The following is a 24,548-nucleotide window of genomic DNA, read 5'->3' as shown; positions in this document are numbered from 1 at the left end:
CAAACTTATACTTCCAGTATTAACAGGATTGAAACATAAGGTTATGTTAAAGAGAACTCATTGTTAAGGGAAAATAATAACGGATCAGTTATTATAATTTGTTTGCAGTGGTGTAAAATTTGTCCATCCATTTAGCCATCCTGCATCCCCGTTAGAACCAATGAAAGCAACCTTTTCGAAAAATACATTTGCGAATAAACCAGTAAAATCTGCTCCGCTCAAAAGTGGAGAACCAGTTGCAGGAAAAGGCTTTGGGGAAAAATCATAGTTGGTGAAATCTGTAAATAAAAATTCATTCATGGATGGAAAAATCCTGTTATGAAATTCATCCTTCATAACATGCACATACATATCATCTGAATCAAGCGGGGGAAACAAAGAAGGGGATAAAATAAAAACCCTGGCAGCATCTTCAGTATGGAAAATGCAATACATGCAGCCCGATTCTCCTGACGATACTTTAAGTGCAGCCTCTCTTTCATCCAGCAACCATCCTGTTTTCTGAAATCCGCTAAAGACAGCATTCCTTATAGAAAACGCCGCACCACCTGTAGTATGCAGTGCTCCTACCCTGTTACCCTGACCGTCAGGATAATAGGTGCTATAGGAAAGCGTATCACCATACCGATAAGATGTGCCCTGCTGGTTTCCGGGGCCCAGTATAGTCAGGTTTGAAATTAAGGGAAATGTACCCTGCCCAGATATTTTCAGTCCGGCAAAATCAGCTATATCCTTTGGAAAAAATGGATGCCGATACCCCAGGAGAAATTGCAACATCCCGTTGTATCCATTCTCGATATAAAAATCTGAATTACCAGACGCATAAGATAACAAATTGGAAGCATTTACATTGCCCCCGTTAAAACGGAAAGAAGGGCTGTTGATGGAGTAGCTTACCTGGATATGACTGAGCTTTGTTGATGCGGAAATATCATTTAAAACCAGTGAACCATTCATTGATCCGGAACCTGCAAATTCAATTCTTGTATATTGAATTATTCCGGAGCTTTCACCATTCACTCCATTACCGCTAACAGATATACCACCCCAACTATGTGGCTGGTAAGATACTCCCCCACCTGCCCCTCCCTGGTATGCAGAGCTGGTAAAAATTACCGGTTCAGCTTCCGTACCAACAGACTCAAACTTGCCACCTGCTTCGATATTGATAGTATACTGGTCTCTTATTTTCACGAGTGTACCGGCGTCTACTATGAGTGACTGGTTTCTTGCGCGGTTGATATGGGCAGCCAGTACATAAACAGTATCGGCGGATAGATGTATTGAATTATCTGCAAGCCGCGGATCCTGGGAATTGATCAGAATTTCCGGTTTTGCTTTCTGAACCAGCGCTCTTTCCTTTTTACATCCAATCATCATTACTGAAGTAAATAAAAGTAATAGCAGGTTTATTGTTGCCCTATTCATCAGAATGTATATGAAACGGTTAAAGAATAACTCCTTTGAGAAATGATATAGGAGGAAGCATTATCAATACCAGAAGAATATGTCAATTGTGGCTGGCCTTTAACCTGCACAGGGCGGATCAACTCATCCATTTTACCATTGCCATTCAGGTCCTGGTAGATAATCACCGGATCTTTTAACAGATTGATCAGGTTAAACTTCATATTAAGTTTATTGTCGAGAAAGGATTTCGTGAGCACGAAGTCAAGCTGGTTCCGGGCTTTAAGGTGATAAGCGGGAGTAACTGTAACTTTGCTGTCGAAAATATTAATCATTTCGAGGTTGGAGCCGAGCTCTGTAATATGATCACCGGTTCGGTTATAGGAACCAGTGAGTTCCATTGTATTTTTCAATAAGCGGATGCTGAGTCCGGCGTTCAGTATATAATCCGGTTGGCCCGTAAGCGGGTGCTCGGGTGTTGAATTGATATAGAAATTATTTAACGCGCCGGAAGGGACTTTAGATTTTAACAATGTTGCGTTGGCAAAAGCGTTTACATTCTCCAGCCATTTGGCAAAAGGCAGGAAATCCAGGGTCTTCCTGATCTCAGCCTCCAGCCCGCTAACTTCTGCCGTTCCAGTATTTACCGGTATACGAATATTTTCATTAAAAGGTCTTCCATACTCAATCGGGTTTTCCATGTTCTTATGGAAAGCAGATAGAGACAGTATTTCACCAGCGCTGGGAAACCATTCAAATTTCAGGTCGAAGTTATCAATGGAAGTGCTTTTAAGGCCTGAATTACCTCTTGAAAAAACCAGTGTCAGGAAATCATATCTTGGAAAATCAGCGAGATCTTTGAGCTCGGGACGAATAACCGTTTTAGAGTAAGAAGCCCTTACATTAATTTTCGGAACGGGACTCCAGATGATATTGATGGAAGGCAGAAAATTGAAGGTAGTGCGAGCGGCAAGGCTTGTATTCTGTAATTCAGGATCAGTGAAATTATCGAAGAACACAGGCGTATATACATTTACAAACTGCTGGTAATTTTCAAACCTTGCCCCCCAGATCACACGGAGCTTTGAACCCAGTTTTGATTCGATGCTACCGTAACCGGCCACAACGCTGCTACCTGCAGTATAATTACCAGCACCAGAAGCCATGGAGGCATTCACCAGTTCAATACGCCCACCATTCGGATGATAATTAGAAGGGGAAAGGATGCTGTCAACTGTTCCCTTCAGATTAGAAACAGGAAGAAAAATACCTTCTACATTTCGATCCCTGGTTTGGAAGAGTAGCCCCCCTTTGATAAGGTGTGTTGCCTTACCTGTGTTTAACGGCGTAACAATATTAAATGCACCTCCATAGATAAAATCATTGGCATCAGACCAAATCCTGCTTAGCCGCTTGAGAGAATTAGCTAGGTCGAAGTTACCGTCAACCTGTAAAATTTTTCCAGTTGAATCGGTATTAAATAAAAAATTCCTGGTATCCGGAGTTCGGGTATTGTTTCCAGTGAGGTTTACATTCCAGTCAATCCTGGTCTGGTTCTTCAGCCCGGTGCGGTGCTCACCACCGAGTACGCTGTTATACAAACGGCGCTGCTCAATAATATGCCTTATACCCACCTGGTTATACCCTTTAAAGTCAAACCCTTCGATCCTAAGGAATGGCATATCCATGAAGGTATTGTCATAAACCTGGCTAACCAGGTTCTTCAGACTGATCTTATTATTACCAAACCGATAGGCAATATTGAGGGCACCGCCAAGGTCAACGTGGTATTTATAGCGAATATTTTCCGAGTAATAATCCATGAGGCTGAAATGCAATTTTGTTGTGTCATTTCGCTCAAAATTCCAAAGAAGGTCAGGATCTTTCAGGCTTGTTTCATGTTCTATCAGTTCCGTTTTCCTTTGATTGAATGCTGCAACAATACCCAGTTCACTGTTATCCCTGAATTTAATGGTCTTACCAAATCCAACCTGGAAACTTTCATTAGGCATTGAGGCACCATAATTAACGGGAGCAAGGTTATTGTTCAGCATTTTTAAATACCTGAATTGTTCCTGCGTATTCAGTTCAACAAAAGGTATTCTGTACAGGGCCGTAGGAAATTCAGCAGGCAGGGCTCTTTTTTTTACGCCAAAACCAAGGAATTCCATGGATGCCCTTTCATCAGTATAAAAATCTTTCCCTATGGTTTCATCAGAAAAACCCAGTTGCAATGACACGGTGAAAAAATCACTGGCGGGGAAATCCTTCGTATTGATCTGAACAATGCCACCCGCAAAATTCCCCGGCATATCGGGAGTTGCGGTTTTATTTACTACAATATTATCGATGATGGCTGCCGGGATGAGGTCAAAGGCAAATGCATTCCTGTTGGTTTCCGTACTGGTCATTGGCACGCCATTGAGCATCGTTTGATTATACTGGTCGGCCAATCCCCTTACTACTACGAACCTGTTTCCCTGAACATTGACCCCTGTAACCCTCTTCAGTATTTGTCCGGCGTTATTATCAGGAGTTTTTTTTATTACTTCGGCTGATATACCATCGGAAGCTGCTGCACTACGTTTTTGTGCTGAATATACAGAAGCCTGGGCTTCTTTTTTTACACTTGAGGTAACCACCACCCCTTCCAACTCTTTGGTAGCGGTTTCCAGGAGAATATCCAACACAGTAGACTGGCCCGCTTTTACAATAATATCGGTGATTTCTTTTGATCTATGGCCAAGGTGAGAGAACTGGAGGGTATAGGTTCCTGCCGGCAACGATATCTGGTAACTGCCATCCATAACCGAACTACTTCCGTAGCGGGCATTTTTTACACTGATGCTTGCCCCTGAGATGGCTTCATTATTAGAGATATCCAGGATCTTACCGGTAATCTTACCCGTCGAAACCTGTGAAAAAGCTGCCAATGAGGTAAGTTGGGTAAAAAATAAAAGAGAAATCAGTCGTAGCATGATGCACAATTTTTATTCTGGCAGGTTATACCTGGTTTTTAAAGGAATCAGGTTTGTCCAATTGGCCAGCCAATTATTCTTTCCAATTGCGCCTACATGATCTACCACTTCAAAGAAAGGAACCTGGAAATAGCTGTCCTGGAAAGATGCCCCGGTAAATACGGGCGATGACAAGGCAGGTAAAGGCAGGAGGCCTTCTTCATACTTGTAGAGGTCTGTAAACTGAAATGCATCCCTGGTGAATAATATCCGGTTATTAAATTTTGGGCTCAATGCATAATTCCGGAAGTCGTTCAAAGAATAGGGTGGATAAACAAAGTCTTTAATAAAAAACATCCTGGCCTCATTGGAGCTATGGAAAACAGAATTTCCAATCACTGCTATTTCATAATGTACTGCGTATGCCGAATTAAAATCACCCAGGTACCAGGCTGAATGCGGGAATCCCATTAATACAGAATTCCTGATCTTATAGCTTCCGCTGTTAATGGCAATAAGAGCAGCGGATTCCTTTGTTGTATCAGCGTAATCAGGCGAGGACCCCGCCTGGCCATCCGGACCAATTACGGTAAGGTTGGAGATATGTGGTTCTGTTATAGGTTCTGCCACCGCATCGAATGGATTATTTTGTACCACCAGGCCACCGAGATAAGGATGGTTGCCGGTTTCAGCCTTTCCGAAAAAGGGGTGCCTGTATGCCAGCAGGTTTTGCATTTTGCCCCGGTATCCATTGGTAATGAAAAAATCAGCCGGGCCGCCACAGGCATAAGAGAAGAGGTTTCGTGCATCAAAGCTGCCACCAGTTATGGAGAAGCTGTTTCCACCCAATCCGCTGGCAAAATCAGGATTCGCATAACTTACCTGTATATTCTCCAGCAATGTGCGGCTTCCCACTGCATTTAACCGCAGCGAGGCAAATTCAATCCTTACAAAACTAAGCGAACCCGAAAAGTCAGTCAGATCACCATTCCTCCCCTGTGCATTATCAACAGATTTTCCCGTAATGGTTACTCCACCCCAATTCTTACTCTGGCTACCCACGATATCCCTGCTTGTGAAAACAACAGGATTCTCACGGGTACCATTTGCAATCAATACACCGCCCGGTTCAATAGTAAACCCAATATTTCCAACGGGATCCACTTTTATAAGTGTTCCCTGCTCAATCAGTAGTTGTTCACCATCAAGCCTCCTGAAAGAAGATGACAGTATATAAACGGTATCACTATCCAACTGAATAACCTGCTTTCTGCGGCTATCTTCTGCTGAATATGTATCGAGCAATATCTTTTCAGGCTTCGCGGTTGATGCTGGTTTTGAATCGGATTTATCGCAGGATACAAGTGATGACCCCACAAGTAATACCAGGATGATACCTGTTACTACTGATTTACCTCTGATTATCGTCATAGTCACTTAAATAAAAATGAAATAGAAAAATAGCCACTCATTTGTGTTCTGAACTGGCGAACTGTATTGTCGGTACCTGATTGATAATAGCCCGGGCCATGATCACCCTCCTTTAATATTAAAGCGTTATCAAACCTGCCATTGCCATTTAAGTCCTGGTAGCTTGTATAATCAGGTTCCAGAATATTATTGATGCCTGCAGCAAGCTGGATTTTTTGTTTCCAGATTTTATATGACAACGCTATATCCAGCTGTTCCATGGAACTGATCCTATAATCAGGAATCTCCGTAACCCGGTTACCATTCGCCAGTTCATAGCTGATACCAGAACCAACTGCAGATAGCTGATCGCCGGTGTGACTGAACATTACCGTTAGTTCCGGTAAGCCTTTTTTCTGAAAAACAATGCCACCATTCATACTCATCGCGGGTACCCCGGCAAGGTCATGTTCATGAATTTTGGGGGATGATCCAGTCTTGAGTGGGCCTGCTTGCACCTTTGCATCCAGGAAGTTAGCATTGCCAAAAATCAGTAAGGAAGCCCCAATATTCAGTTTGAAATTTGTCCTAAGCCCCTTAATAATGGCATCCGGCATATTCTGTGGGCTGCTACTCAATATTGCTTGTTCGCGGCCTGCCAAATGCGTCACAACATTCTCTACCGGTTGGTACATATTCTTTAATAATCCTGTCACAGAGATGGAGAGCATGCTAATTGGTTGCCAATGAAGATTGGCTTCTAAATGATCTGTTACCGATGAAACCAGAAATTGGTTTCCGGTTTGAACCATAAAACCGGCGGCATCAAAATAGCGGTAAAGAGATAGCTGGTCGGGCTCAACTCTTTGCGTTGTTCTAAAATAATTAGCCTGGAATTGCAGGTCAGTCAGTGGCAGCCAGGAAATTTTTACAGAAGGCAGCAGGTCAAAATCTGAAACGGTACCATTCTCATCCAGCGCCAGTATGCCGGGTTCTTTAAAACCCTCATAATACTGGTATTGAAAATTAGAAACGAGTTGGCTGAATGATTCTGCCCTTATTCCTGCTTCCAGGGAAACCTGTCTTAACACCTGCGATTTTATTGACAAAAAACTTGCACCCGTGTTTGCAGAGCCGGTATAGTTTCCGCGGTTTTTTGCATTCAGCAGGAAAGCTCCTGCCCCTGCACTTTGAATTGCATTGGTATAATATTCCGTAAGAGATAATCCGCCGGGGTAATATCTTGAAGGTGCGAGCAGATCCTCAACCGGGTAAAATCCCCTTCCCTGCACCTGGAAGAGATCAGCAGTGGAAGTAGTGGTAACGGAAGAAAGAAAAAGCCCGCCCCGGATGGAGCTCTTCCGGGAAAAAAATAAAAATGGAAGGGAAAGATCAAGTCCACCTGTAATTGCATGCTCCTCACGTTCACGCCATTGCCTGCTGCTGTTGGTGAAATATATATCATCCGCTCTTATTGGATCTGTCCGGAATGTTGCCAGTTCAAACTGTTCAGCACCAGATGTATCGCGCCTCATCAATAAATTCCTTTCATCGGGGTTCCTGAATCGCGAATAATTATACCCGGCGAACCAATCCATCATGAATTTTCCGTTAGTACCCATTGCATGATTGCCCGAAAGAACAGAATAAATTTCCTGTCGTTCCTCCTTCAGGAATAACATACCATCTCTTGCCAGGCTGTCTTCTGAGGGTTTGGAAACACTATATCTCCTGAAATAAGAATTACTAAGGGCAGTACCCAGATAGTTCTTCCAACTGATCCGGTTCTTCCTGAATTCAATGGCACCATTCAGGTGAATACCTGATTGTGCGTTTTGATAAAAAACAGAATCACGCGATTGCGCCCTTATCAGGATCCTGTCATCTGAAAAAGGAAAGGTATTAATGGCAATGGCTGGAATAAGCTGTGTGGTTATCTCATTCATTCTGCTATGCCGATTATGCATAATCAAAGCAGTGAAGCCTGCCCTTGTTCCTTTTTTTGTTTTGTAATGTTTTCCAAAACCAAAAACCAGATCATCATCAGGCTGGAATGAATTGTATTTAGTTGCCCGGGTATTATGGGGAAGTTTTTGAGCAAGGTCAACCTGCTCCTGCACGTTAAGAGAAGCATACCTGGGACGGGTGTAGCTGTCTGGAAATGATGCGGGGAGTTCAGCCTTTTTACCCAGGTAACCGAAATAAGCAGCACCTGTATGGTTTTCGGCAAGGAATTCATTTTTTGTATCGTTGAATGCTAATCCTGCATTCAGCCTGAGATAGAGAAAATTTTTATCGGGAATATCATTCATCTCCACTGAAACCGAGCCCCCTGAAAAATCTGATGGAGCGCCAACATCTCCACCATAACGAACAGATGCTTTTTTTATGAGTTCTGCAGGAAATTTTGATAATGGCCAGGCAGATAAGTGGCCAGAGAATGAACGCTGCGGAATACCATTAATAATCACCTGGTTATTATGCCCGCCTATACCCGCAATGTTCAGCTCATACAAATCATTCCGGAGTGGAACATTTGTTACTATCACTCCATTAAGTTTTCTTAAGACCCTTGTCAGGTCAAGGTCATTGCCATTTTGAATTTGCTTCCCTGCAACGGTATCATTAATAGAATAGCTGGCAGTATCTGTAAATGTTTGAGCAAAAACAGCAGAGTTAATGAGCATTATGACTGATACCCTTAAAACATCGGTAAGCATAATTAATGTTCTGGTCCGCGCCAAAGCTATAACGAGAAAAAACAAAGCATGTTAAGGAACCATTACCATCATATTATGAATTGTAACTTTTGAATTAACATTGGATCATTGCATTTCAGCGATTGCGCGTTCAAGAATGGGATCCCTTCCATTATACTCATCCACTGATGATATCTCTGCTACAATATCTGGCTCAATTCCATCTTCCACATATTCTTTCCTTACAGAAAGAGAGTGGGAAGAAGGGTAGCGCAGTATCCATCCATTGGCTAAGATAAATTCTTCGGGAAGCCCGGAACCACCTCCTGTTCTGTCGCCCAACAATTTTACACGTGGAAGTTCTGACATGTACAGAATAAATTCATTGCAGGCGCTGAAACATCTCCTATTAGTGAGAATGATGATCTTCCCGGTATATGGAAATCCTTTCTTTTCAACATGATAAGGTATTGGTTTCCCGAGATCATTATGCCCGGAACCAGATTTTTCCTGGGTATACTTAACCAGCGTAGTTGTATCAGCAAACCTGCTGAATAACCTGGCGGCATTATTCAGATTGCCGCCCATATTATGCCTGAGATCAAGGATGATTCCCCTTTGTGAGGATATTTTATCCATTAAATTATCAAGTTGCTCCTCCGTAAAATCATCATTGAAGGAAGCATACCGGATATAACTGACACCATCACCCGCTTTAAAAATGAATGGACCGATATTATCGATTTGATTACCAAGGTATTTAAGAAGAATATTCTGCCAATTGAAATTGGTTGAAAAGGAAGTATAGAACTGGTCGTATGCTGAAGTGCGAGAGCTTTTACTTAAAGCAACATGACCATCTTTCAATTCCATCAGCATTTCAGCGATCAGTTCAAACAATTCATTTTCCGTTAATCCTGACCGGATGCGGCTTTTATACGCATCATGAATTAATTGCCAGTCAATATTTTTTGTGCCGAAAAGGGAATACCTGGTATCGATCCTTTTCCATGCTTCCTCAAATACATAGCCTGAATCAACAGGTGGCTGCTCAAGGTCAAACTGCTTTGTACAGGAAATATTTGCGGATAGCAGAAATGCCAGCATGATAATGGATAAGCTATTCCAATAAGTATGTAAGGCCATTTTCATTTACCTGATATTTATAAAATAACCAATTCCCCCTGCCTGCAGCATCTGTCGTACTTCACCAGTATTACCATATCGCTGAAACTCAAACCGATAAAAGGCGCCAATACCCTGATTCCTGGAAATTCTTCTGGAAAGCTGAAGTGATTCTGTAATATTTCTGATGCCTGATTCGCCGGGCCAAAGGCCGACTTTTACAAGGTTATTCAAACTCCAGTTGCCGCCCTGAAAAAGAGAAGGGATAGAAAACTTCAAGGTTCCGTTCATTCTATAAGAAGTTTCCCCAGTGGATCCTTTATTTATCAATCCGGTGAAATCCGTTCTGTTATGAAATAACTGTAACCCTCCGCCAGCTTCTATAATGAACTGAGCCTCCGGTGCTGAAAATCTGTATAATAAAGAAGGAGAAAATACCAGCGATCTATTTTCAATTTTTATTTCTGCAGTTCTGTTTTCTTTAAAGGTAGCGGCCAGGAATTCTATATCGAGGTAAGTGGTTAGCCTGTTCTGCTGCCAGCCCAGTGCTACTGTAGCTCCAGCAGGAGCATGTGTAAAAACCAGGTTACTGATATCCGCATTTTTATAGCGCAAGTTACCGGTATAAGCGAATACACCTGCAGCCCAACGGGCATCTGAATTTGTATTCAATGATTGACAAAAAATAATGGAAGGCCAACATGCCAACACAAAAACAGTTATCAACATTTTATACATGAGCCAAACAGATTTCCATACAAATAAACCCTTTTAGAAGCTACAAATGCGGCTGAAAAAAAAGAAACATATTATGGTAACAGTCAGTTAACAATTAGTTAAACGGCACTATAGACCTTTCCTCCCTCGGATCAAAAAATAAAATTTCTAATAACCCACTATGCAACATAACCTGTACCAGGTAGGCATGAACGCATCCATGCTGGATGATAAGCCTACTGGCACAGGTATATTTACCATTAACCTGATCAACCAGCTCTCAGGCCTCTACCTGGCGGAAGGAAAAAAAACATTTACTGTTTTTACACCTACCACAAAAGAACTGACTGGTGAAATGAATATTATAAGGCTACCGAAATACCTGCAGTCATCAAGGTTTGGGAAAACTGCCGCAGTGAGCCGGTTCATCTGGAATAGTTTTATCTATCCATTCCAGGCAAGGAAATGTAACATTCTGTTTAGTCCAACCACGCATGGAAGTTTTATATCACCCAACCAGCTAATAACTATCCACGACCTTATTTCACTGCGGTATAATAACATCAGTAACCATCAACGATTTTATTTCAGGTGGTTATTGCCCATGCTGCTGAGAAAAGCCAGGCTGGTGATCACAGTGTCTGAAACATCCAGGAAAGACATTGTAGAATTGCTGGGTTGTCCTCAGAAAAAAATACATATCATTCACAATGGCTATGACAGCAGTAAATATTTTCCGGTTACAGAAAAAAGCCATGTAATTGAGCAACAATATGATGTGGCAAACTACCTGCTCGCTGTTGGACCCACCTATCCGCATAAAAATTTCGAAACTATCTTGTATGCCTACAAAAAGATGGGACCAGGAGACAGGAAGGCCCATCCATTATTAATTGCCGGCGGAAAAGAGCCTTATCTCTCTTCCATAAAAAAACTAAGTCATGATCTCCAACTGGATAATGATATAAAGTTTGCAGGCTATATACCTCTTGAGCTGATGCCAGCACTATACAGGGAAGCGAAAATGCTTCTGTTCCCCAGCCTCTATGAAGGCTTTGGTATTCCCTTGCTCGAAGCTATGGCCTGTGGCTGCCCGGTAGTATCGTCAAACACAACATCGATGCCGGAGGTTTGTGGAGATGCTGCGCTTTATTTTGAACCAACACAGGTTGAACTATTGAACCAGCATATTTATACCCTTTTGAATAATGAAGCCCGGCGAAATGAGCTAATTGTGCGGGGACTAATCCAGGCAAAAAAGTTTTCCTGGGAAAAATCGGCTCTATTGTTAAAAAATCTGCTTGATCAACCACACCAAAACTTATAGGCCATGTACGACTTAACCTGTTCAATCGTCTTATTCCACAATGATCCATCAGAGGTAAAAAAAGCAGTTGACAGTGTCATAAACAGCAACCTGCATGTAAAACTTTTTATTGTTGACAATTCCCGGGAAGATGATCTCCGATTTGAATTTAATTCATCTAAGGTGGAATATATTTTCACCGGTCGCAACCTGGGTTATGGAGCAGGGCATAATGTTGCCATTAAAAGAATAACCGGCAAGTCAAAATACCATCTCGTCTTAAACCCTGATGTGGAATTTGATCCGGCAATATTACCCGGGTTGTTTGCTTATATGGAACAATACACGCAAACCGGCCTGTTAATGCCCAAGGTGCTTTACAAGAATGGAGAAATACAATATCTGTGCAAACAACTGCCATCGCCTGCAGACCTTATCCTACGCCGTTTCATGCCCACTCCAATGAAGCAGTTATTCAGGGAAAAACTGGCAAGCTATGAGCTTAGGCATCTCGATTATAACAACTCCATGCAGGTACCCAATCTTTCCGGATGCTTTATGTTCATCCGCACGGAAGCCTTCAGCAAAGTAGGTTTGTTTGATGAACAATATTTTATGTACCTGGAAGACACTGACCTGTGCAGGCGAATCAATGAACAATACAATACAGTATACTATCCCCAGGAGACCATCATACATGGATATGCAAAGTCATCCTATAAAAACCTGAAACTTGCCACCTATCATGTGCAGAGCACGTTAAAATATTTCAATAAATGGGGCTGGTATAATGACCGGATGCGCAGCAGGATCAATAAATCACTCAATACAGCGAATATTTTCAGGATGCCTGTAGTTGAACACGATATAATCACCGCAAACTAATGGAAGCTGTTGCGGGAAAAGGAGTTTCTGTCATTCTCTGTTGTCATAATAGTGCCCATCGGTTAGCCAAAACCTTGGATGCACTCGCCAAACAGGAAGTGGAGCCACATATAGCCTGGGAACTTATCATTGTTGATAATGCCTCAACAGATAACACGGCAACCGAAGCCCGCCGGTTATGGGAAATGACTGGTAATCCCCAAAAAATAGAAATAGTTCAGGAAAAAAAGCCAGGGTTGATGTATGCCCGAACAAAAGGAATAAGGGAATCAAACTACGATTACCTCTTATTCTGTGATGACGATACCTGGTTTTGCCCGGTTTATATCAGTGTAATATTCCAGGCCCTGGAATCAGACCAGCATATTGCCGCTTGCGGAGGAGAAGGGATACCAGTATTTGAATCAAAAAAACCAGCCTGGTTTGATGATTACCAGGAAGCCTTTGCTATAGGGCACCAGGATCATGAACCAGAAGGTACAGGCATTTTCCAATTGTATGGAGCTGGTATGGGGATGCGTAAAACTATTTATCAAAAGCTTATGGATTCCGGCCATGAAACATATTTCAGAGGAAGAACGGGAAAAAAATTAAGTTCTTCAGAAGACACTGAATTGACCAATGCATTCGTGTTGATGGGATACAGATTGATTTATTTACCCTCCATTCATTTTTATCATTATATGCCCTCAGGAAGACTCACCAGAGAATACCTGAAAAATCTTTTTCACGCTTTTGGCACGGACGGCCCGGTTAGGAATCTTTATTATAGCCACCTGAGTAAAAGACCCTTTCACCGCAGGTTGAGCAATTGGAATTTCCACCTGACATTAAGCCTGTACAGGACAGTTAAATACCTTGCAAAACCACCCAAAAAAAATGGCAGATCCATTTATTTCCATTGGAACAAAGCCTATATAACGGAACTATTCCGCATCCGGAAAAAATATGCGGTGTTGAACAACAATATTGAAAGATTGAAATCACTACGCAGTAATTCATGAAAAAGTATTACGTAAGTGAATTCGAAAGCAAATCGGGCATAAGCAAATATGCGAAGGATTTTTATACCCTTGTATTAAAGGAAAGGGGCTATGAGCATATAGACAGCGCGGAATCAAGCATCTCAATATTATCCACCATCTCATCAAGAGACAGGGTACACCTGGAACTGGGAATATTCCAGCAGAATGAAATAGAATTACTTTTCCTGATGCTGAACGCAAATTACAGGAACGTCAGTATTACCCTTCATGATGCCCCGCTCGTAAGGTACCCTTATCACAGGTTTGGAAACAATTTGCTGAACAAATTTTCCAAGCTGATAGATATTATGGGCTATAATTCGCCGAAGCTTATACAGACATTGAAAAAGATCCGGAAAATTTATGTGCTTACCAGGAAAGGAATGAACGCAATGAGAAACCGATATGGATTGGACAATGTGTATTTCCTGCCGCATGTAATAGATCCCTGCGAAATAGATTTTGGAGAAGAAATAAATAACAACCTGATCTATCTTGGGTTTATTGGTAAGAACAAGGGTATTGAATATGGCCTGAAACTGCACCAGGAACTATTGAAGACTTATCCGGAAATAGGATTCTATGTTGCGGGAACTGCCATGGGAAAAGAGATTCAATATTACCAGGAATTACAGGCCAAATACTCCAGGAATGTACATTACCTGGGATATGTTTCAGAAACTGAATTGAATGAAGTTTACCGAAAGGCGGGGTTTGCAATACAATTATTCAAAAACTATCGATTCTTCTGGCCTGTTAGCGGGAGTGCTTTATATAGCATGAAGAAGGGCATGATCTTACTGACGAATAAAGTGAATGCCTTGCCTGAAATTGTGGATCATAATAAAACAGGATTTTATTTATCAGGGAAGATGGAACCCGATCTCAGGCTGATGAGGACAATCCTGGAAAACAAGAAGGGGTTGCAGGTGTTAAGGCAGAATATGAAGCAATATCTTTCTGAAAACCATTTTCCACAAATTGTTGGCTTACACTATACCGATTAATCGCTATGTTATTCTCCATACTCATAGCCCATTATAATAATGCAAAGTTCCTGGAAAACTGTCTGCAGTCGGTGATCAATCAAAGCAGCAATGATTGGGAAATAATACTTGTTGATGATGGTTCAACGGATCATTTTGAAGAGGTCATAGAAAGTTACAGTCACCTGGATAAACTGCATGTGTACCGGAACGAGTGCAACATGGGATGTGGTTATACAAAATGGAGATGTGCATCTCTGGCTAATGGAGAAATACTTGGGTTCCTTGATCCGGACGATGCGCTGGAACCGGAAGCCATTGAAATAATGAGCCGCTTACACCATGAAAACCCGGGATGCAGCCTAATACATTCCAGTCATTATGTATGCGACAGTGATATGCGCAAAAGGAGGGTATCTGAATACACCAGAGCCATCCCGGAAAATAGTTCCTACCTGTTACTCAGCGATGGCAGGGTACATCATTTTGCAAGCTTTAAATCATCCTGTTACAAGAATACAGAAGGTATCAGCAGGGAAATACAAAAAGCTGTTGACATGGACATGTATTATAAACTGGAAGAAACCGGAAATATCAAATTTGTAGACAAGCCGCTTTATCAGTACCGGATCCACAAAGGGGGTATCTCCACAATGGGAAAGGAAGCGGAAGCAAACAGGTGGCATTATGATATAATAGAAGCGGCCTGCCGCAGGAGAATAGCTCAATTGTTATATCAATCGGTTCCTGATAAGGTACTGCTCAAAAAATACAAGGCGCGTTATTATAAGATCAGGATCATTAACAGCTTCAGGAAAAAGGAATGGCGGAAAACTGCATTCAGCATCCTTCCATTTTTTCTGCATGGAGGTTTCCCCAATTTTATCAGTTATATGGGGAAACTGGTACGCAGCGGGCCGGCCGTTTTAAAAAGGACCTTTCATTACAATCATGAGATCAAGGTATAAAACTCATTGATCTTTTTTATATATCCTGATATAATCAACAACAAAACTATCGGGCAGCAAGGCTTTATCGAGAGGCCCCGCCACCTGTTCATTAACTTCCACGCTCAGGATCATGAACTGTTTCACTTTAGAGATCAGGTCCTTCCCGGTAAAAGTGAGCTTACCATCAACAAAAGTTGAATAAGAGGAATCAGTCCATTCAAGTCCAAATAGGTGGAAACCATCTTTTGTTTCGGCAAGTGGTGAATAAAATGGTCCATACACCTGGTGTGTTTCCGCATAACCACCCCAATGCAGCGAGTGTGAAACATGGGTTGGATTAGCCTGTCTGAAATATTCAAAAATATCTATCTCTACTCCATTAATTTCCGGAATACCATTTGTGGAATTAAGCGAAGATTGTAACCAAAAAGCCGGCCATATACCATTTGTTTTGGTAAGCCTGGCCCTGCATTCAAAATAACCATAACGGGTTTCAAAAATACCTTCAGTAGAAATCATACCTGCATAAACGGTATCTGCTTTCTGACTGGCAGAAATGATGAGCTGACCATTACCATTAACCGAAACGGCATCTGGACTATTCATTGCATCCCCTCTCCTTCCCACAGAACGGTGGCGCCAATTACCAGCGTCCAGTATATTTCCGTTAAACTCGTCACACCATACCAGCTTGTATCCTTTTACTGGTATATTTTTTGCAAACGAGGGATCTGACTGCAGAACGATAGAATTAATGAAGAATAATAAGGTCCAGATCATTCTTTAAAATTAGTGATTAATGATTCCGGACATTGTTATGATACTATTAAGCCGCAATGATTAATTAATAATCAAATCACCGGGAGATAACCCAATACCAGTGATTTTGGATTTACTTTTAACATCGTAAACCGAATGATATGTTACTAACAAATATTTTAATCTTTATTCTAAGTGCCATATTATCAGCAAGAGGAATAAAGAGTATCATCCGGATCTCCCATAAAAAACATTTATTCGACGAACCAACAGAAGCCCGTAAGCTACATAAATCAAAGACCCCTAATTTGGGAGGAGCGGCAATTATAGGGGCATGTATGATCGTAAGCAGCCTGCTGCCCATGGTGAACGGCATAAAAGATATAAGCTACCTGGCTACTGCATCCATGTGCATACTTATCCTTGGAATAACAGATGATCTTGAAGGAGTAAAACCAATTCATAAGCTTATAGTTCAGCTCGTCATTTCACTGATGCTTTCAATTGTTGCAGATATCAGGATCAATAGTCTTTACGGCATATTCGGAGTAAATGAGATAGGGTACACTGCGAGCATAATGCTAACAGCGTTATTTATAATTTCCGTTATCAACTCCATCAACCTGATCGATGGAATCAATTGGCTTGCCGGAAGCATTAGCCTGCTCATCTGCGGTGTTTATGCTTTTTTCTTTCACCTGTCAGGAGATGCCGGATATGGCTTACTCGCCATTTCCGTTGCAGGCTCCATCTGTGGTTTTCTCTGGTATAATAAAACACCGGCAAGGATATTTATGGGCGACACGGGCTCTTTATTCCTGGGACTTGCAGTAGCAATTTTCTCTATCCGATTCCTCGAACTCCACCGTGATGCAACTGTAGCTATGAATAACAGTGTGATCACCAATGCACCGGTCATAGTAATGGCCTTGCTAATAGTTCCCGCCTATGATACGATCAGGATATTTTTGCTCAGGTTAAGTCAGAAAAAATCGCCATTCAAGGCCGACAGAAATCATCTGCACCACCTGCTGGTTGATGAGCTTGGATTGGGACATATACATACCAGCATTATCCTGGTTATAACTACGGGCTTTATTTTCACTATTGCTACCAGCCTTAAGGGAGTTGGATTGGAATTACCCATCTATATCATACTGGTTATGGCAGGCTCACTAAACATGCTGTTAATTTTTGCCATAAGAATGAAAAGAAGAAACCAGAAAAAGTCTTACCAGCATAGTATGGATATCAAAGCGAAATTTCCCCCTCCTTTTCCACATGTATCAAAGATTGCCAATACAACAATAATTTCAAGACAAACAGAATCATTAAAGGAAATAGCAGAAAGTTAAAAAATAGCTGCTTATTGATGATATAAAAACCGTCGCGGAAGAATTGGAAAGGCAGTATGGAGCAAACAGAAATATAATAAACGGCAGCAAACCTGTTTGTTGCGGCGAGCCATTTTAAGAATTGCAGAACGAAGCCGGTGATGAACAAAAAGAAAAAGGATCCAATACTTCCAAAATTGATAATTATTGTACTCCACACGCTATCAGCACCCAGGGGGCTCACATAATCATAACCCATCTGTTTTGTTGAAACAACAAACTGGTTCAGGCTTATAACCGAGTTGGGAATTAGGTTCAGGAATGAAGTCAGGAAATTCCAGGGAAAATTAATCAATGGGATCTCATTCCTGTTAAGAAAGCTGGCGCTGCTGAACCAGGTAAAAACGGGTTCGGCAAGGAAGGAGTAGAGAGCACCATCCCAACGGAAAGAAGTATTGATACGCCAGAGTCCGAAGAAAGCAGCAACTACAAACCCGATAATAAGTACTGTAAAAATGTTTGAGGTGGTGAACCGCTTCAATGAAAAAGAGGTTTTAAATACAAGGAAAACTATCAGTGTTTGCACCACATACATTCTCCCCCCCATTGATAGGAGAAGCATACAGGTGAGGAATAATCCGGTGATAAAAAGCAGGGAAAGTTTCTGTTTGCAAACGAGTTGGTACACCATAAAGAAATTAAATACTACCAACAGGGTCGAGAATTTTCCCCTCACACCCACATCATAAGAACCGTAGCCCCCAAAAAGAGAATTTCTTCCTAACCAGGCAAACATAAACACTAATAAAAGCAGGGGAACTGCTATCCAGGCCACTGACCTGGTGAGCGCGTTGGAGGGAAACATTTCGATTGGCCGGGAGGCTGGAGCAATTAAACTAAAAACAAGATTGCCCAGCAAGAATGCAGGTAACCAGAGCAATGTAATCAGCGCATAAGAAGATAATTTTTCAGCAGGGAGCAGGTCAAAAAATCCGAAATAAAGTTCCATTCCAGGGAAGCCCTGAAAGAGTTTAAAGTGACCTACAATTATTGGTGTCAGGAAATAAAAGAAATAGCCAAAAAGAAATAAGACCCTATGATCTATTAGAAAATTCCTCTTCATCAGTATCGAAGGGTTTCATTGAGATGCAAATGAAAGCAATGATGGCTGATTATGCTCTCATTAATCTGTTTGTTAATACAATGATAACCTGTGTACATAGGAATTACACTCAATTTTGGCCTTGATTTAAGAACAACCGACCGATATGGATTTTAAACATTTTCTACTAGTTTTTGTACCCTTACAATTCTTTTTCATTTCACCTGCCGATGGTCAGTCGCGGAATTTCGGGGCAGAGGTGTTTGCCAATCCGAATGCAACATTTGAACCCAACATGCGAATTGCAACGCCGGTTAATTATCAGTTGGGTCCAGAAGATGAATTACTGATAGACATTTCAGGTTATTCAGAAGCCAGTTATAAGTTGAAAGTAAGTCCGGAGGGCTCGGTAAGGATTCCTGGAGTTGGCGCCATCCAGGTAAACGGACTAACGATGGAGCAGGCAAGAAGGGTAATCACTAAGAAGTTATCATCTACCATTTATACAAATATCCGCAGTGGACTTACAACGGTGGATATCAGCCTGGGCAATATCAGGAGTATAAAAGTTACCATAATCGGCGAAGCCACGCGGCCCGGCACTTATACCCTCCCATCGCTGGCAACAGTTTATAATGCTTTATATGCCTGTTCTGGTCCCGGTACAAATGGATCCTATCGTGATGTAGAACTAATCCGGAATAATACACGTATTGCGGTTGTGGATATTTATGAGTACCTGGCAAATGGCCAGAAGAAAAACGATATCCGCCTGATGGACCAGGATGTTATCAAGATCAACACCTATAAAGTAAGGGTGGAGTTGAGGGGGGAGATCAAAAAACCAGGACTCTATGATGTAAAAGAAGGAGAAAGTCTGGCGCATATACTTGACTATGCAGGAGGATTTACGGACAGCGCATATACGGCAAGGATCCAGGTTTACAGCAATACAACCAAAGAAAAAAAGATAGGCACCATAGAGGGGGACAAAGTGGCGCAAACCATACCACGGCGGGGAGACAGCTACCTGATAGGAAAGATATTGAATCGTTATGCAAACAGGATCAGTATCAACGGGGCTGTATACCGGCCGGGAGCATACGAATTGAAAGAAGGCATGACAATAAATATGCTGGTAAATGAAGCGGAGGGATTAAGAGATGATGCATTCAGCAGCAGGGTAATCATACACCGGTTAATGGAAGATCTGCGTCCACAAATAATTGCTGTTGACCTGGGTAAGATAAGAAGTAATGAGATTGCTGATATACCCTTAATGAAAGAAGACAGGGTTCATGTTTATTCTACCCTTGACCTGAAAGAAGGGCAGTATGTTAAGATCGGGGGAGAAGTATCCAAACCGGGCGATTATACTTTTGAAGAAGGCATGAGTTTACAGGACCTTGTATTACTCGCGGGTGGATTAAGAGAGGGAGCAGCTACCGAAAAAGTGGAGATATCGAGAAGGGTGCGAAATGCAGAACCGAATGGCCTGGAAACCGTAACAGCGGAGATATATGAGGAGCTCATTACACTGAATATGCGAAGCAATGGCGACAGCAGTTCGGCAAATTTTCTATTAAAACCCTTTGATGAAATTTCGGTGAGGCCTGCGCCCGGTTATTTTATTCAGAAGAATGCGGTAGTGGAAGGAGAAGTTGTTTATACAGGAAAGTATACCCTCAAAACCAAGAACGACAGGATATCAGACCTGGTGAAAAGAGCTGGGGGACTAACTCCTGAGGCTTACCAGAAAGGCGCTGTATTGGTAAGGACAAAGAATCTGAGTAAAACCGAGATAGACAATAGTGAACAGGGGATCACCAACCTGATGAAACAAAATATTGCATCAGGAACGCCGGAAGCGATACTTCAGAACCAGATAGCCAGCATTATATTCAAGCGATCGGAGAATGTGGGCATTGATCTCGAAAAAATAATGAAGGAGCCGGGTTCTGAATATGACCTGTTACTGAATGATGGCGATACATTAAGGATCCCGAAATTATTGCAGACGGTGAGGGTAAACGGAGAGGTATTATATCCAACATTGGTGAGGTATAATGATAAGTTCCGGTTCCGTGATTATATATCAGGTGCAGGAGGATTTACGGAGAGATCGGCCCGGAAAAAAGCCTATTCAGTATATGCGAATGGATCAGCGAGCAGTACCAAATCTTTTTTCTTCATCAGGAAATATCCCCGGGTGAGTGCAGGTGCCGACATATTTGTTCCCACCAGGCGTGAAAGGGAAAGGCTTCGGCCCATTGAAGCAGTCACCATAGGAACAGCACTGGTAACCATGCTTGCCATCCTATTAAACGTTGTGAAGTGAGCGAGCAGAAATCAACCCCCGTCGCAAATAACCAGGAAGACTTCTCTCCCAGGAAGTTTATCATACAATTGCAGGAAATTGCCGGCGTCATAAGAAAGAAAATATTGTATATACTCCTCACTGGGGTATTATTTTCACTTGCGATATGGGTGTATTATTCATTCAAAAAAGTTCAATACCATGCAGAGATCACCTTTGCCCTTGATGAAGGAGCTGCGCCGCAAGGCAGGAGTACGATGCAGACCCTTGGTGAGGAATTAGGGATGAATACAGGCACTATGGAAGCCGGGGGGGTATTCAGTAATGTAAAGAATATAATGGAGCTTTTACAATCACGGATGCTTGTGGAGAAGACCCTTCGAAGCGAACTGGTACTAAAGGGAAAGCCAACAACTTATGCGGATTTTTTTCTTGATTCGCTTGATTACCGCGAAGAATGGTTGAAAGGCAAAGCGCCGGTTCATTTCCGTAAAGGGCAGGATTCATTGAAGAATAAACAGGACAGTATTCCTGAAAATATGATCCTGCAACGCATGCATGATATAATCACCAAAAAGTTCATCACTATTGGCACCAAAGGATCAGGAACCACTATAGTTTCTGTTTCGCTCAAAACAAGCAATGAATTATTCAGTAAGCATTTTTTGGAGGCGTTAATGAATGAAGTTACCAGGTATTATATTGAAACGCGTACACAACGATCAAAGCTTACCCTTGCCTATATCCAGAAAAGAGTTGATTCTATGCGAAATGTTTTCAGCGGAACCCTGGCAAGCAGGGCAGTAATGGCGGATGCCAATATCAATCCGGGAAGACAAGCGGCTATTGTACCGGGGCAAAAAAAAGAAACAGATATACAGATCCTTAAAAATGTATATACAGAACTATTCAACAGCCTGGAATCGGCACGCACAAACCTGATGAGAAATACTCCGCTTTTTCAATACCTCGACATGCCAATATTGCCGCTAAAAACCACTCATTCCAGTAAAATGAAATATGCCCTGGTATTTTTTTTATTGGGCCTGTTTGTAAGCAGTGCCTGGTTCACAGGCAGTTTTATTTATCAAAAAATCATGCGGTCATAATATTAGCAAACCTATTAAATAACATTAAACAGAAGGCAATGATCAAAAGTATATTACGCAAAGTAAAAAACAAACTGATGCCACCTGCGCCTGCGGAGCATGAGCCATTAAATTTTGGTATTGAAACAGGAATAGGAACCAATATTGGCAAGCCAAGAAGATTGGAAGGGAAAGAATATATCAAAGTGGGAAACAACACCCATATTGGACCAAACATATGGCTTAGCGCATATGATAATTACCCCTATAGTAATCAAAAATTCAATCCGCAAATCAGCATTGGGAATGATGTTTTTATTGGGGCATATTCATCCATAACCAGTATAAACAAAGTGATCATTGAAGACAATGTAGAAACAGCTGATTTTCTTTATATCTCAGATCATACCCATAGTATTACTCCGGAAATGGGAGTACCGGTAAGGAAAAGGCGGTTAACTTCGAGGGGATATGTGAAGATCGGGGCCTATACCGGTATTGGCATCAATGTATGCATCTTACCTGGGGTCACCATCGGGAAGTATTGCATTATCGGGGCCCAATCAGTTGTTACCAGGTCATTTCCGGATTATTGCATGATCATGGGCAACCCGGCAATTTGTGTGAAACGTTATGATATGGAATTAAAAAAGTGGGTTGATCCGCCACCAGAAAAGAAAAGAGCCCGGCAAACAGAGGAGAGCAATTAATGCCGTTTATTGCGCATATTATAAATAGCAGCCTTGATTATCCGGGGGAAATAATAGCATCTCTGCCCCCAGTCGGCCACACTGAAATGCCATTTGAGTGTGGCCGGATCTAATTGCATTTTATCGCCCTTACGGAGCATGTCAATAGATAGATCCTGTAATTTTTTCAGACGCTCGTTGTAAGCATGAAGATTCACCAGGTTCAGGTCTTTATAGGGAGATTCAGACAAGATTGTACTGATTTTTCTACGTAACAACAATTCCTTCCTGTACATGATCAGCCTGCTTTTACTATAGCTTTCGGAGTGGTGGCGCATCAGGCATTTGGTACCAGGAGCATCATGGTAGTAAAAATGGCAACCGGCGATGGCCAACCGAAAACAGAAATCATAGTCTTCAACCCCTACAAGCAGTGAATCAAAGCTGAACTGTGCTGGCAGTGCCTGCTTCCGGAATAAAGCAGACCCTAATTCGAGGATATTATAGCGGGCAAATGCCTCCACTATTTCACTACCCTCACCCGAAAGCATAGGCATCCATTCCATTGAAGCTTTATCCCAACGATTATAGAAATTAATATGGGGTGATTCATTCGTAAAATAGCGGACCGATCCATATACAATATCCAGTTGGGGATTGTCTATAAACAGGCGTACCTGGGTTTCCAGTTTATATGGTTCCAGCAGATCATCCGCATCCAGAAACTGGATAAATGTTCCGTTTGCATTCTTAAGACCCAGGTTACGGGCTGCAGCCTGGCCGCTGTTATCTTGAAATATATAACGCACCCGTCTATCCGCATTCTCCAGCCGTGCAACTATAGTTGCTGTATCATCTGTTGAACCGTCGTCAATTACAAGGCATTCCCAATTTGCATAAGTCTGGCTTTGTATTGCCTGAATAGCATCAGTCAGGTAACGTCCATAATTATATGCGGGGATTATGATACTAACTAAATTCATGAATGCCTGAATAATGGTAATGAAAGTTGGTTAACCCTTCTGCTGATGAGGTGCTTTTGTTCTTCCAGGGAGTATTTCAGTCGCGTTTTTAAAGGCTCCTCTGCAAGCTGCCGTCTTATAAGCATTCGCCATTCGGGAATGAATTTTCTTAGTCCCTCTCCTGAACCAGTTTTGGAATTCGTATGAACACGGTAGTTTGACAAAACACCGGGAGTAACACGGAATTTGAATTTTTTACTAGCCCTAAGCCAGAGATCGAAATCCATGGAATAGTTAAGAGATTCATCCAGCCCCCCCAATTCTTCATACACTTCGCGGCGAAAAAACATAGAGGGTTGAGGTGGACAAAAATGAGGTTTCCAATATTTCAGCAGCGAGTGAAAATTGATATTCTCCGTAAATAATTCCTGGATGAGTTCACCTGATTCATTAATCATCCGTGATGCGCCACAAAAAAAATCAAATCCTTTATTGAGATAATTGATGGCAACATCATAGAAAACATGTTTTTCATAATAATCATCTGAATTGATCCAGGCGAGGATTTCGCCGCTTGCCTTACGAAAACCTTTATTGAGGGCATCTGACTGGCCCTTATCAGTTTCCGAAACCCAGTAAGTAAGTTTATCCGAATATGATTTTATTATGTCGATCGATCCATCAGCGCTACCCCCATCAATGATGATATATTCCAGGTTGGGATATTGCTGATCAAGCACTGAACGTATTGTTTGTTCAAGGTAGGAAGCCTGGTTATAACTTGGTGTAACAATGGTGATGCGTGGCCAATCTTGTTTCGCTTCAATCAT

Annotated in this window: 19 protein-coding genes; 9 read left to right on the top strand and 10 right to left on the bottom strand. The window is 41.9% G+C overall.

Annotated elements, in window-relative coordinates; all coding sequences use genetic code 11:
• Positions 1 to 84 precede the first annotated feature (84 nt).
• The 6 genes from HY58_RS01835 to HY58_RS01810 all read right to left on the bottom strand — a co-directional run bounded on the left by HY58_RS01835 (position 85) and on the right by HY58_RS01810 (position 10,270).
• Complete coding sequence (locus HY58_RS01835) at positions 85 to 1,428, bottom strand: hypothetical protein (RefSeq protein WP_039126818.1); 1,344 nt, start codon at positions 1,426 to 1,428, stop codon at positions 85 to 87.
• Entirely contained in the window at positions 1,428 to 4,385 is a 2,958-nt protein-coding gene (locus HY58_RS01830; protein ID WP_039126815.1) for a TonB-dependent receptor, read from the bottom strand. The genes HY58_RS01835 and HY58_RS01830 overlap by 1 nt, the downstream gene beginning before the upstream one ends.
• A gap of 12 nt (positions 4,386 to 4,397) precedes the next feature.
• Positions 4,398 to 5,795 (bottom strand): hypothetical protein, encoded by a 1,398-nt coding sequence (locus HY58_RS01825; protein WP_039126813.1) that lies wholly within the window; start codon positions 5,793 to 5,795, stop codon positions 4,398 to 4,400.
• Positions 5,796 to 5,797: 2 nt separating this feature from the next.
• Positions 5,798 to 8,494 (bottom strand): TonB-dependent receptor, encoded by a 2,697-nt coding sequence (locus HY58_RS01820; RefSeq protein WP_039126811.1) that lies wholly within the window; start codon positions 8,492 to 8,494, stop codon positions 5,798 to 5,800.
• A gap of 105 nt (positions 8,495 to 8,599) precedes the next feature.
• Positions 8,600 to 9,625: a S41 family peptidase gene (locus HY58_RS01815; protein ID WP_039126809.1), complete on the bottom strand. Its 1,026-nt coding sequence runs from the start codon at positions 9,623 to 9,625 to the stop codon at positions 8,600 to 8,602.
• Entirely contained in the window at positions 9,626 to 10,270 is a 645-nt protein-coding gene (locus HY58_RS01810) for a hypothetical protein (protein ID WP_156123533.1), read from the bottom strand.
• A 226-nt stretch (positions 10,271 to 10,496) separates the two neighbouring features.
• Here HY58_RS01810 and HY58_RS01805 point away from each other — a divergent pair, with 226 nt between their 5' ends.
• The 5 genes from HY58_RS01805 to HY58_RS01785 are packed head-to-tail and all read left to right on the top strand — an operon-like array spanning position 10,497 to position 15,485.
• A complete protein-coding gene (locus tag HY58_RS01805; protein WP_039126802.1) occupies positions 10,497 to 11,642 on the top strand; it encodes a glycosyltransferase family 1 protein in 1,146 nt (381 codons plus the stop codon).
• A 3-nt stretch (positions 11,643 to 11,645) separates the two neighbouring features.
• Positions 11,646 to 12,506: a glycosyltransferase family 2 protein gene (locus HY58_RS01800; protein WP_052323762.1), complete on the top strand. Its 861-nt coding sequence runs from the start codon at positions 11,646 to 11,648 to the stop codon at positions 12,504 to 12,506.
• On the top strand, positions 12,506 to 13,510 hold the full coding sequence (locus HY58_RS01795) for a glycosyltransferase (RefSeq protein WP_039126799.1): 1,005 nt from the start codon (positions 12,506 to 12,508) through the stop codon (positions 13,508 to 13,510). The genes HY58_RS01800 and HY58_RS01795 overlap by 1 nt, the downstream gene beginning before the upstream one ends.
• The gene (locus tag HY58_RS01790; protein WP_039126796.1) at positions 13,507 to 14,538 is read left to right on the top strand and encodes a glycosyltransferase; all 1,032 of its coding nucleotides are present in this window, start codon (positions 13,507 to 13,509) and stop codon (positions 14,536 to 14,538) included. The genes HY58_RS01795 and HY58_RS01790 overlap by 4 nt, the downstream gene beginning before the upstream one ends.
• Positions 14,539 to 14,543: 5 nt before the next feature.
• A complete protein-coding gene (locus HY58_RS01785) occupies positions 14,544 to 15,485 on the top strand; it encodes a glycosyltransferase family A protein (protein ID WP_039126792.1) in 942 nt (313 codons plus the stop codon).
• A gap of 3 nt (positions 15,486 to 15,488) precedes the next feature.
• Here HY58_RS01785 and HY58_RS01780 read toward each other — a convergent pair whose 3' ends face one another.
• Entirely contained in the window at positions 15,489 to 16,247 is a 759-nt protein-coding gene (locus HY58_RS01780; protein WP_039126789.1) for a family 16 glycosylhydrolase, read from the bottom strand.
• A gap of 140 nt (positions 16,248 to 16,387) precedes the next feature.
• On the opposite strand from HY58_RS01780, the gene HY58_RS01775 reads away from it, so the two are divergent.
• Entirely contained in the window at positions 16,388 to 17,581 is a 1,194-nt protein-coding gene (locus tag HY58_RS01775) for a glycosyltransferase family 4 protein (RefSeq protein ID WP_039126786.1), read from the top strand.
• Here the strand turns inward: HY58_RS01775 and HY58_RS01770 are convergent.
• The gene (locus HY58_RS01770; RefSeq protein ID WP_156123532.1) at positions 17,478 to 18,683 is read right to left on the bottom strand and encodes an O-antigen polymerase; all 1,206 of its coding nucleotides are present in this window, start codon (positions 18,681 to 18,683) and stop codon (positions 17,478 to 17,480) included. The genes HY58_RS01775 and HY58_RS01770 overlap by 104 nt on opposite strands.
• Positions 18,684 to 18,828: 145 nt before the next feature.
• Between HY58_RS01770 and HY58_RS01765 the strand changes: the two genes are divergently transcribed.
• The 3 genes from HY58_RS01765 to HY58_RS01755 are packed head-to-tail and all read left to right on the top strand — an operon-like array spanning position 18,829 to position 22,777.
• A complete protein-coding gene (locus tag HY58_RS01765) occupies positions 18,829 to 21,000 on the top strand; it encodes an SLBB domain-containing protein (protein WP_052323761.1) in 2,172 nt (723 codons plus the stop codon).
• A complete protein-coding gene (locus HY58_RS01760; protein ID WP_039126779.1) occupies positions 20,997 to 22,088 on the top strand; it encodes a Wzz/FepE/Etk N-terminal domain-containing protein in 1,092 nt (363 codons plus the stop codon). The genes HY58_RS01765 and HY58_RS01760 overlap by 4 nt, the downstream gene beginning before the upstream one ends.
• 38 nt (positions 22,089 to 22,126) lie before the next feature.
• Positions 22,127 to 22,777 carry an acyltransferase gene (locus HY58_RS01755; RefSeq protein WP_052323760.1) on the top strand — a complete coding sequence of 217 codons (651 nt, stop codon included), beginning with the start codon at positions 22,127 to 22,129 and terminating at the stop codon, positions 22,775 to 22,777.
• Here HY58_RS01755 and HY58_RS18670 read toward each other — a convergent pair.
• Together HY58_RS18670 and HY58_RS01745 are read right to left on the bottom strand one after the other, a co-directional pair.
• Positions 22,774 to 23,739, bottom strand: coding sequence for a glycosyltransferase family 2 protein (locus HY58_RS18670; protein WP_052323759.1), 966 nt, complete (start codon positions 23,737 to 23,739; stop codon positions 22,774 to 22,776). The two genes, HY58_RS01755 and HY58_RS18670, sit on opposite strands and share 4 nt — an antisense overlap.
• Complete coding sequence (locus tag HY58_RS01745) at positions 23,736 to 24,548, bottom strand: glycosyltransferase family 2 protein (protein ID WP_052323758.1); 813 nt, start codon at positions 24,546 to 24,548, stop codon at positions 23,736 to 23,738. Before HY58_RS01745 ends, HY58_RS18670 begins: the two co-directional genes overlap by 4 nt.

Origin of the sequence: Flavihumibacter sp. ZG627 (assembly GCF_000814325.1) — a bacterium.
Classification (GTDB): Bacteria; Bacteroidota; Bacteroidia; order Chitinophagales; family Chitinophagaceae; genus Flavihumibacter.
Note: the sequence above shows the minus strand (reverse complement) of the source record. Positions and strands in the feature narration are given on the sequence as shown.

Excerpts from the sequence above, each read along its gene's own strand:
- HY58_RS01835 (WP_039126818.1), bottom strand. The coding sequence starts at position 1,428 with ATGAATAGGGCAACAATAAACCTGCTATTACTTTTATTTACTTCAGTA.
- HY58_RS01830 (WP_039126815.1), bottom strand. The coding sequence starts at position 4,385 with ATGCTACGACTGATTTCTCTTTTATTTTTTACCCAACTTACCTCATTG.
- HY58_RS01825 (WP_039126813.1), bottom strand. The coding sequence starts at position 5,795 with ATGACGATAATCAGAGGTAAATCAGTAGTAACAGGTATCATCCTGGTA.
- HY58_RS01820 (WP_039126811.1), bottom strand. The coding sequence starts at position 8,494 with ATGCTTACCGATGTTTTAAGGGTATCAGTCATAATGCTCATTAACTCT.
- HY58_RS01815 (WP_039126809.1), bottom strand. The coding sequence starts at position 9,625 with ATGAAAATGGCCTTACATACTTATTGGAATAGCTTATCCATTATCATG.
- HY58_RS01805 (WP_039126802.1), top strand. The coding sequence starts at position 10,497 with ATGCAACATAACCTGTACCAGGTAGGCATGAACGCATCCATGCTGGAT.
- HY58_RS01800 (WP_052323762.1), top strand. The coding sequence starts at position 11,646 with ATGTACGACTTAACCTGTTCAATCGTCTTATTCCACAATGATCCATCA.
- HY58_RS01795 (WP_039126799.1), top strand. The coding sequence starts at position 12,506 with ATGGAAGCTGTTGCGGGAAAAGGAGTTTCTGTCATTCTCTGTTGTCAT.
- HY58_RS01790 (WP_039126796.1), top strand. The coding sequence starts at position 13,507 with ATGAAAAAGTATTACGTAAGTGAATTCGAAAGCAAATCGGGCATAAGC.
- HY58_RS01785 (WP_039126792.1), top strand. The coding sequence starts at position 14,544 with ATGTTATTCTCCATACTCATAGCCCATTATAATAATGCAAAGTTCCTG.
- HY58_RS01780 (WP_039126789.1), bottom strand. The coding sequence starts at position 16,247 with ATGATCTGGACCTTATTATTCTTCATTAATTCTATCGTTCTGCAGTCA.
- HY58_RS01775 (WP_039126786.1), top strand. The coding sequence starts at position 16,388 with ATGTTACTAACAAATATTTTAATCTTTATTCTAAGTGCCATATTATCA.
- HY58_RS01770 (WP_156123532.1), bottom strand. The coding sequence starts at position 18,683 with ATGAAGAGGAATTTTCTAATAGATCATAGGGTCTTATTTCTTTTTGGC.
- HY58_RS01765 (WP_052323761.1), top strand. The coding sequence starts at position 18,829 with ATGGATTTTAAACATTTTCTACTAGTTTTTGTACCCTTACAATTCTTT.
- HY58_RS01755 (WP_052323760.1), top strand. The coding sequence starts at position 22,127 with ATGATCAAAAGTATATTACGCAAAGTAAAAAACAAACTGATGCCACCT.
- HY58_RS18670 (WP_052323759.1), bottom strand. The coding sequence starts at position 23,739 with ATGAATTTAGTTAGTATCATAATCCCCGCATATAATTATGGACGTTAC.
- HY58_RS01745 (WP_052323758.1), bottom strand. The coding sequence starts at position 24,548 with ATGATTGAAGCGAAACAAGATTGGCCACGCATCACCATTGTTACACCA.